This window comes from Chitinilyticum litopenaei DSM 21440 (assembly GCF_000428145.1).
GTDB lineage: Bacteria > Pseudomonadota > Gammaproteobacteria > Burkholderiales > Chitinibacteraceae > Chitinilyticum > Chitinilyticum litopenaei.
The window spans coordinates 68916-74915 of sequence record NZ_KE386630.1 but is presented as its reverse complement, the minus strand read 5'-3'; the positions used below and the strand labels follow the sequence as shown (position 1 = coordinate 74915).

Annotated in this window: 5 protein-coding genes and 1 tRNA gene; 3 read left to right on the top strand and 3 right to left on the bottom strand. The window is 65.2% G+C overall.

All coding sequences use genetic code 11. The features are described 5' to 3' along the window. Positions 1–137: 137 nt before the first annotated feature. The gene (locus C515_RS0117810; protein WP_028456594.1) at positions 138–638 is read right to left on the bottom strand and encodes a hypothetical protein; all 501 of its coding nucleotides are present in this window, start codon (positions 636–638) and stop codon (positions 138–140) included. A 401-nt stretch (positions 639–1039) separates the two neighbouring features. Here C515_RS0117810 and mnmL point away from each other — a divergent pair, with 401 nt between their 5' ends. The 3 genes from mnmL to ribA all read left to right on the top strand — a co-directional run bounded on the left by mnmL (position 1040) and on the right by ribA (position 3125). Next, positions 1040–1996, top strand: a complete 957-nt coding sequence (gene mnmL, locus C515_RS0117805; protein ID WP_028456593.1) for a tRNA modification radical SAM protein MnmL/YtqA — start codon at positions 1040–1042, stop codon at positions 1994–1996. Positions 1997–2079: 83 nt separating this feature from the next. After that, a tRNA-Leu gene (locus C515_RS0117800) sits at positions 2080–2165 on the top strand. A 357-nt stretch (positions 2166–2522) separates the two neighbouring features. Beyond that, positions 2523–3125 carry a GTP cyclohydrolase II gene (ribA, locus tag C515_RS0117795; protein ID WP_373277262.1) on the top strand — a complete coding sequence of 201 codons (603 nt, stop codon included), beginning with the start codon at positions 2523–2525 and terminating at the stop codon, positions 3123–3125. A gap of 302 nt (positions 3126–3427) precedes the next feature. Here ribA and chrA read toward each other — a convergent pair whose 3' ends face one another. Beyond that, on the bottom strand, positions 3428–4798 hold the full coding sequence (chrA, locus tag C515_RS0117790; protein ID WP_028456591.1) for a chromate efflux transporter: 1371 nt from the start codon (positions 4796–4798) through the stop codon (positions 3428–3430). Then, entirely contained in the window at positions 4795–5724 is a 930-nt protein-coding gene (locus tag C515_RS0117785) for a chromate resistance protein ChrB domain-containing protein (RefSeq protein ID WP_028456590.1), read from the bottom strand. The genes chrA and C515_RS0117785 overlap by 4 nt, the downstream gene beginning before the upstream one ends. Positions 5725–6000 lie beyond the last annotated feature (276 nt).

Here is a 6000-nt window from a genome sequence, read left to right as displayed (position 1 = left end):
GAGGAGGCTGATCTGTCGGGATGCAGCGCGGTTTAAAGGGGCACTATGTTACAAAAGCAAAAAGCTCCTGACGGAGCTTTTTGCTTAACTGAGCGGCATTGCGCCGCGGCGTCCTTTTTTCATGGCCGGCAAACGGCTCACAATTCCTGGATGTGCAGCTCGATTTCCATGTTCTCGCTGGCAAAGCGGATCTGCGCGAGCAGCACGCTGTCGACCAGATTGGCAAAGTTGCGCAGCAGGATGGAGCGTGCCAGCGCCGGCGCCATTTCGGTGCGGAATTCGGCCTCGTATTGCAGCACGCCCACGCAGTTGTCCTTCAGCTCGTCCTCATGGTCGCCAAGGATGTCCTTGATGTCCTGGCGGATGTTGCGCACCATGCGGAACAACTCGCTGGAAATGTCGCACAGTGCCGGGAACTGCAGCGACACATCCACCACGCTGCCCGGCAGGATGCGGCGCGCCAGCGCACGCGAGGCTTCCCTCAGCACCTCCAGATCGGCGGCATCCAGCTGCATGCCATCCGGATAGCGCTCGTGAATCTGGCTCAGCGCCTGGCGGATGGCATCGCTGTTGCGCAGGCTCTCCGGCAGGCGGGAGCTCGGGCGCGCGGTCAGCTGGAAACGGGCGGTAGGGGACATGGTTTTCTCCGAAATTGATGATGTGATCTGGGAACGGGATGGTGGCCGGTTGGAATTTCTGGCTGATGAACAGGACTTCTCGGCAAAACCCAAATTAACCACAGAGGCACAGAGATCACAGAGAAAAGCAGAAGGCGATCTTGTGCATTTCTCCGGATTTTTTCCTCTGTGGCCTCTGTGTCTCTGTGGTTCAAAAAGGTTTTTGCTGCATGCCGAGCAGGCTTCCAATCAGGTCTGTCTATAGCATGGCAGCATGACGGGCGTCTTGCCAGCGCGGGCCGGCGCTGCGCTGCAGGCGCCATCTTAATCGTCGGCAAGCCCGGCTTTTCTGATCAAGCGCAGGGTCTGCTGCGGTGCGCCTTGCTAGCATGCCGGCAACCTCCATTCTGCCAGCAAGCATCATGACCTGTCCCGAACCTCCTGCCGCGCTTGCAGCGCGCCGCTATCTCTCCTGGAACGACCTGACCCGCGCCCGACATGGCGGACGGGTGCAGAAAATCTCGGTCGCCGCCGGCTTTACCTGCCCCAACCGCGACGGCAGCAAGGGGCGCGGTGGCTGCACTTTCTGCAACAATCAGGGTTTTGTTCCAGGGTATCTGCGTGAATGCAATGATGATATTGGCTTGCAGATCAATACGGGGATGCGTTTCCTGCAGCGACGCTACCCGGAAACCCGGCGCTGGCTGGCCTACTTCCAGGCCTACAGCAACACCTACGCTGATCTGGCGCGGCTGCGGCTGGCCTATGAAACCGCGCTCGCGCATCCCGGCATTGACGGGCTGGTGATCGGCACGCGACCGGACTGCGTGGCCGACGAGCTGCTCGACTACCTGCATGAGCTGTCGCAGCGGGCCATCATCGAGCTGGAGCTGGGCATCGAATCGACCGATGACGCCACGCTGGCGCGCATCAATCGCGGCCACGACTTTGCCTGCAGCGCCGATGCGGTCCGCCGCGCTGCCGCACGCGGGCTGCCGGTCACGGGCCACCTGATCTTCGGTCTGCCCGGCGAAAGCCGCGAGAGCATGCTGGCGGGCGCGGCCAGCTTGTCGGCGCTGCCGCTGGCCGCGCTGAAATGTCACCAGCTGCAGATCGTCAAGGGCACACAGCTGGCCAACGACTGGCGGCGCGATCCTGCCACCGTGCCGGTGCTCGACAGCGAAACATATCTGCAGCTGCTGGCTGATTTTCTCGAACGCCTGCGCCCGGACATCGCCATCCAGCGGGTCGGCAGCGAGGTGCCGCCAGCGCTGCGCCTGGCGCCGGCCAGCAGCACGCGACTCGCGCAGCTGGCCCCCCGGCTGACCGCGACACTGGCCGCACGCAACAGCTGGCAGGGCAAATACTGGCGCCAATAAAATTCGCGCAGGGGGCTGGACAAGGCCGGCGGCACTGGTTATAGTTCCGGCCTCTTCGCTAGCGAAGAAAACAAGTGGTCGTCGCCGTCATGGTGAAATTGGTAGACACGCTATCTTGAGGGGGTAGTGGCCTAAGGCTGTGTGAGTTCGAGTCTCACTGACGGCACCATTTGCAAATCCTGACAAGCTTCGGGATTTACTGAAAAAGCCTGCAAAATCATTGATTTGCAGGCTTTTTTTATGCCATTCTGGCCGGGGCGCAAACGCAAGGCCACGTTTGCAATACCTGCTGCCCGCTGTGCTGCGTGACATGGGGCCGGTACGAACTTGCCAGCCACGCCGCGTGCCACACACGCCCGGCTGCGACTGGATCGCTTCTGGCGGAATGTGCGTACCCATACGCTGCACGATCCGGCAGACTACACGCTGGCTGAACTCGGCAACTGGGCCCTGAATCGTGAATACCCCCAACCCTCCTTTTACTCCTGAAGCAATCCCGGGCTCCGCAGCAAACGCCAGCTTCGGGCTGGCGCTGCTCGCCGAAGCACCGCTGGCCACGCGGCACGGCGTTTTTCATTCGCAGGTGTTCCGGCTCGATGGCGACCCGAACGAGCACATGGTGCTGATCGCCGGTGATCCGGCGCAGCTGGGCGGCGACGAGCCGCTCTTGTGCCGCATCCATTCCGAATGCCTGACCGGCGACGTGCTGGGCTCGGTGCAGTGCGACTGCGGCGCGCAGCTCGACGCCGCGCTGCGGCGCATCGCCCACGCGGGGCGCGGCATGCTGATCTACCTGCGCGGGCAGGAAGGCCGCGGCATCGGCCTGTCGGCCAAGATCAGGGCCTATGCGCTGCAGCACGAAGGCATGGACACGCTGGATGCGAACCTGGCGCTGGGCCTGCCGGCCGAGGCGCGCAGCTACGCGGCGGCCAGCGCCATCCTGGCGTTTCACGGCGTGCGCACGGTGCGGCTGCTGACCAACAACCCCGAGAAGATCGCCGCGCTGGAAGCTGCCGGCATCGCCGTCCAGCGCGAAGCGTCGCAGGTGGGCCTGGGCGAGCGCAACCGTCGCTACCTGCTGACCAAGCAGCAGCGCATGGGGCACCTGCTCGACCTTGGGCAGGGCTGACACCCGCCAGCTCAGTGCATGCGGCACAGGTCCGCGCCGACGCGCCCGGGCTGGCGCGCCGGTATGACGAGTCCCGATTAGCAAGAAGACTCAGCAAACGGTAAAAATCGTCGTTCCCGCGCAAGCGGGAACCCAGTAATGCCGCGTGGATACTGGATGCCCGCCTTCGCGGGCATGACGTGCTGAGAAGTATTGCTAATCAGGTGACGAGTTGCTGAGCTGGCTACTTAATCAGCTTTGCAGTTTGGTACGTATAGCCGTGAAGCCCTTTCTGTAAAAGGGCTTTGGCTGCATACGTGCCACTATCCTTGGGTGCTAAGCAGCCGGATCAGCAGGCCGATGGCGGCGCTCGCCGCCAGCACCTCGATCACCGTGCGCTTGAAGCGCAGCAGCGCGACGGCGGCGGCGATGGCGATCAGCGCCGACGCCCAGTCGAAGGTTCCGGAAAAGCCCCTGGGCCACAGCACGTGATAGCCGAAGAACAGCGCCAGGTTGACGATGACGCCGACCACCGCGGCGGTGATCGCGGTCAAGGGTGCGGTGAATTTCAGGTCGTCGTGCGTGGCTTCGACCAGCGGGCCGCCGGCAAGGATGAACACGAAGGATGGCAGGAAGGTGAACCAGGTGACGAGGCAGGCCGCGAACGCGCCGGCAAGGAAGGCCGCATCGGGGCCGAACAGCGCCTTCACATAGGCGCCGACGAAGCCCACGAAGGCCACCACCATGATCAGCGGCCCCGGCGTCGTTTCGCCCAGCGCCAGCCCGTCGATCATCTGTGTGGGGGTGAGCCAGCCATAGTGCGAGACCGCGCCCTGGTACACATAGGGCAGCACCGCGTAGGCGCCGCCGAAGGTCATCAGCGCCGCCTTGGTGAAAAACCAGCCCATTTGCGTGTAGGCGTGGCTCCAGCCGAACTGCAGGGTGAGCAGGCCCAGCGGCAGCGCCCAGAGTGCCACGCCGGCGACGACGACAAGCGCAAGCCTGGATGCGCGAAAGCGCGCGTGTTCGGGTGTCGGCGTGCCGTCGTCGATCAGCGCGGGGCCAAAGGACTGGTCGGCCTTGCCATGGTCGCCGCCGGCGCGGAACTTGTCCGGCGCGATGCGCCCGCCGATATAGCCAATGAGCGCTGCCGCCGCGACGATGGCGGGAAAGGGCAGCTGCAGCGCGAAAATGGCGACGAAGGACGCGGCGGCGATGCCCCACAGCCAGCCGTTCTTCAGCGCGCGCGAACCGATGCGGTGTGCGGCCTGCACGACAATCGCCGTCACCGCCGGCTTGATCCCGTAAAAGAGCCCGGCGACCAGCGGCAGCTCGCCAAAGGCGATATAGATCCACGACAGCACGATCAGGATGACGAGCGAAGGCAGCACGAACAGCGCGCCGGCCACGATGCCGCCCCAGCTTCGGTGCATCAGCCAGCCGATGTAGGTGGCGAGCTGCTGTGCCTCGGGGCCGGGCAGCAGCATGCAGTAGTTCAGCGCGTGCAGGAAGCGCCGCTCGGAAATCCAGCGGCGGTTTTCCACCAGCTCCTGGTGCATGATGCTGATCTGCCCGGCCGGGCCGCCGAAGCTGATGAAGCCGAGCTTGAGCCAGAACAGAAAGGCCTGCCAGAAGCTGACCGACGGCGGGGCGGCCAGCTGGGCCTGTTCCTGTCGGGATGCGGGATGGGTCATTGCGGTTTTCCTGGTGTGAAACTGGTGTAAAGCGCGTCGAAGACGGCGGAAGCGGCGGCCAGCAGCGCGTCGTCGTCGGCAATCGCATCGCGCAGGCCGGCGAGCACGCGCTCGATTCCGGCGGCCTCAGGCGGCGGCGTGCCGCCGACATCGAGGTAATGCACGATGCGCGCCAGCTGCTGCAGCGCCGGCTCGGCCAGGCCAAAGCTCGCCAGCAGCGTTTCGAAGGTGACGAGCGCGCCGACGTGGCTGAAGGTCGCGCCGTCGAAATCGAAGCCCAGCGCGTGCTCCGGGCAGTCGGCGGGGCTGGCCAGCCACAGAAAGCGCGCCTCCGGGTCGATGAAGCCGCGGATCAGCCAGGCGCTGGCAAGCCTGTCCACCCACGGGCGGCGGCGCGTCGCCCAGACGCGGCCGCGATGCTCGGCAAGCCCGCGCGCGACGATGGCATGGCCGGCGGGGCCGGGCTCGTCCGGCGACAGCGCGCGCGCGCAGGCCAGCTCCAGCTCGGCCAGCGCCGCGTCGCACTCGTCGCGTGCCGCGCCGGGGAAGAAATCGATGGCGGCGAGCGCGGCGAACTGGCGGCGCAGCCTGCGCGCCTGGCGCTGCGCCTCGTCCGGATTGGCGGCGGACAGCGCCGTTCGCAGCGGCGCGATGTCGGCGATCAGCGCCGCGTAGTCGGCGTCGCGCGCGAAGAGGCCGTCCAGCGCGGCGTCGCCGTCCACCGTCAGCAAGAAGGCGCTGCCGCCGGCGGCGGAAACCTCGTCGGCAAAGCCCGCCAGCGCATCGCGGCCCGGTGCGAAAGCGGGAAGCAGGTAGGCGCCGTCGCGCAGGATGGCCGCGCCGGCCGCCTTCACCCCGCGCCAGACGCGCTGGCGCAGCGTGGCGTTCGCGGCGGGCAGGGAAACGATCAGCAGCAGATGGTTCATGGTGTGCAGTGATGGGTTTGCCAAGTTGGTTTGTAGTAATCGATGCAATAATGTCGATATTGCTACATTCTGTGTGGCCATGCCAAGCGAATTGGCGGGAGATCGCTGGCTTGCCTGATGGGCAGCCTGCCCTGCCAGCCTGTAGTTGTGGCGCAGCATGCCGTCCCCTGGCAGGTAATGCCCGTGAGGTGGCGCAATGGCGGCAAGCAGGCTGAAACGTCCTGTCTATCTGCCCTTTCAGGGTATTGCCTTGTATCCGTTGCACTTGCTTGGCTA

Bases quoted from the DNA above. Each gene is read 5' to 3' on its own strand.
- chrA (WP_028456591.1), bottom strand. From the start codon at position 4,798: ATGACCCATCCCGCATCCCGACAGGAACAGGCCCAGCTGGCCGCCCCG.
- C515_RS0117810 (WP_028456594.1), bottom strand. From the start codon at position 638: ATGTCCCCTACCGCCCGTTTCCAGCTGACCGCGCGCCCGAGCTCCCGC.
- mnmL (WP_028456593.1), top strand. From the start codon at position 1,040: ATGACCTGTCCCGAACCTCCTGCCGCGCTTGCAGCGCGCCGCTATCTC.
- C515_RS0117785 (WP_028456590.1), bottom strand. From the start codon at position 5,724: ATGAACCATCTGCTGCTGATCGTTTCCCTGCCCGCCGCGAACGCCACG.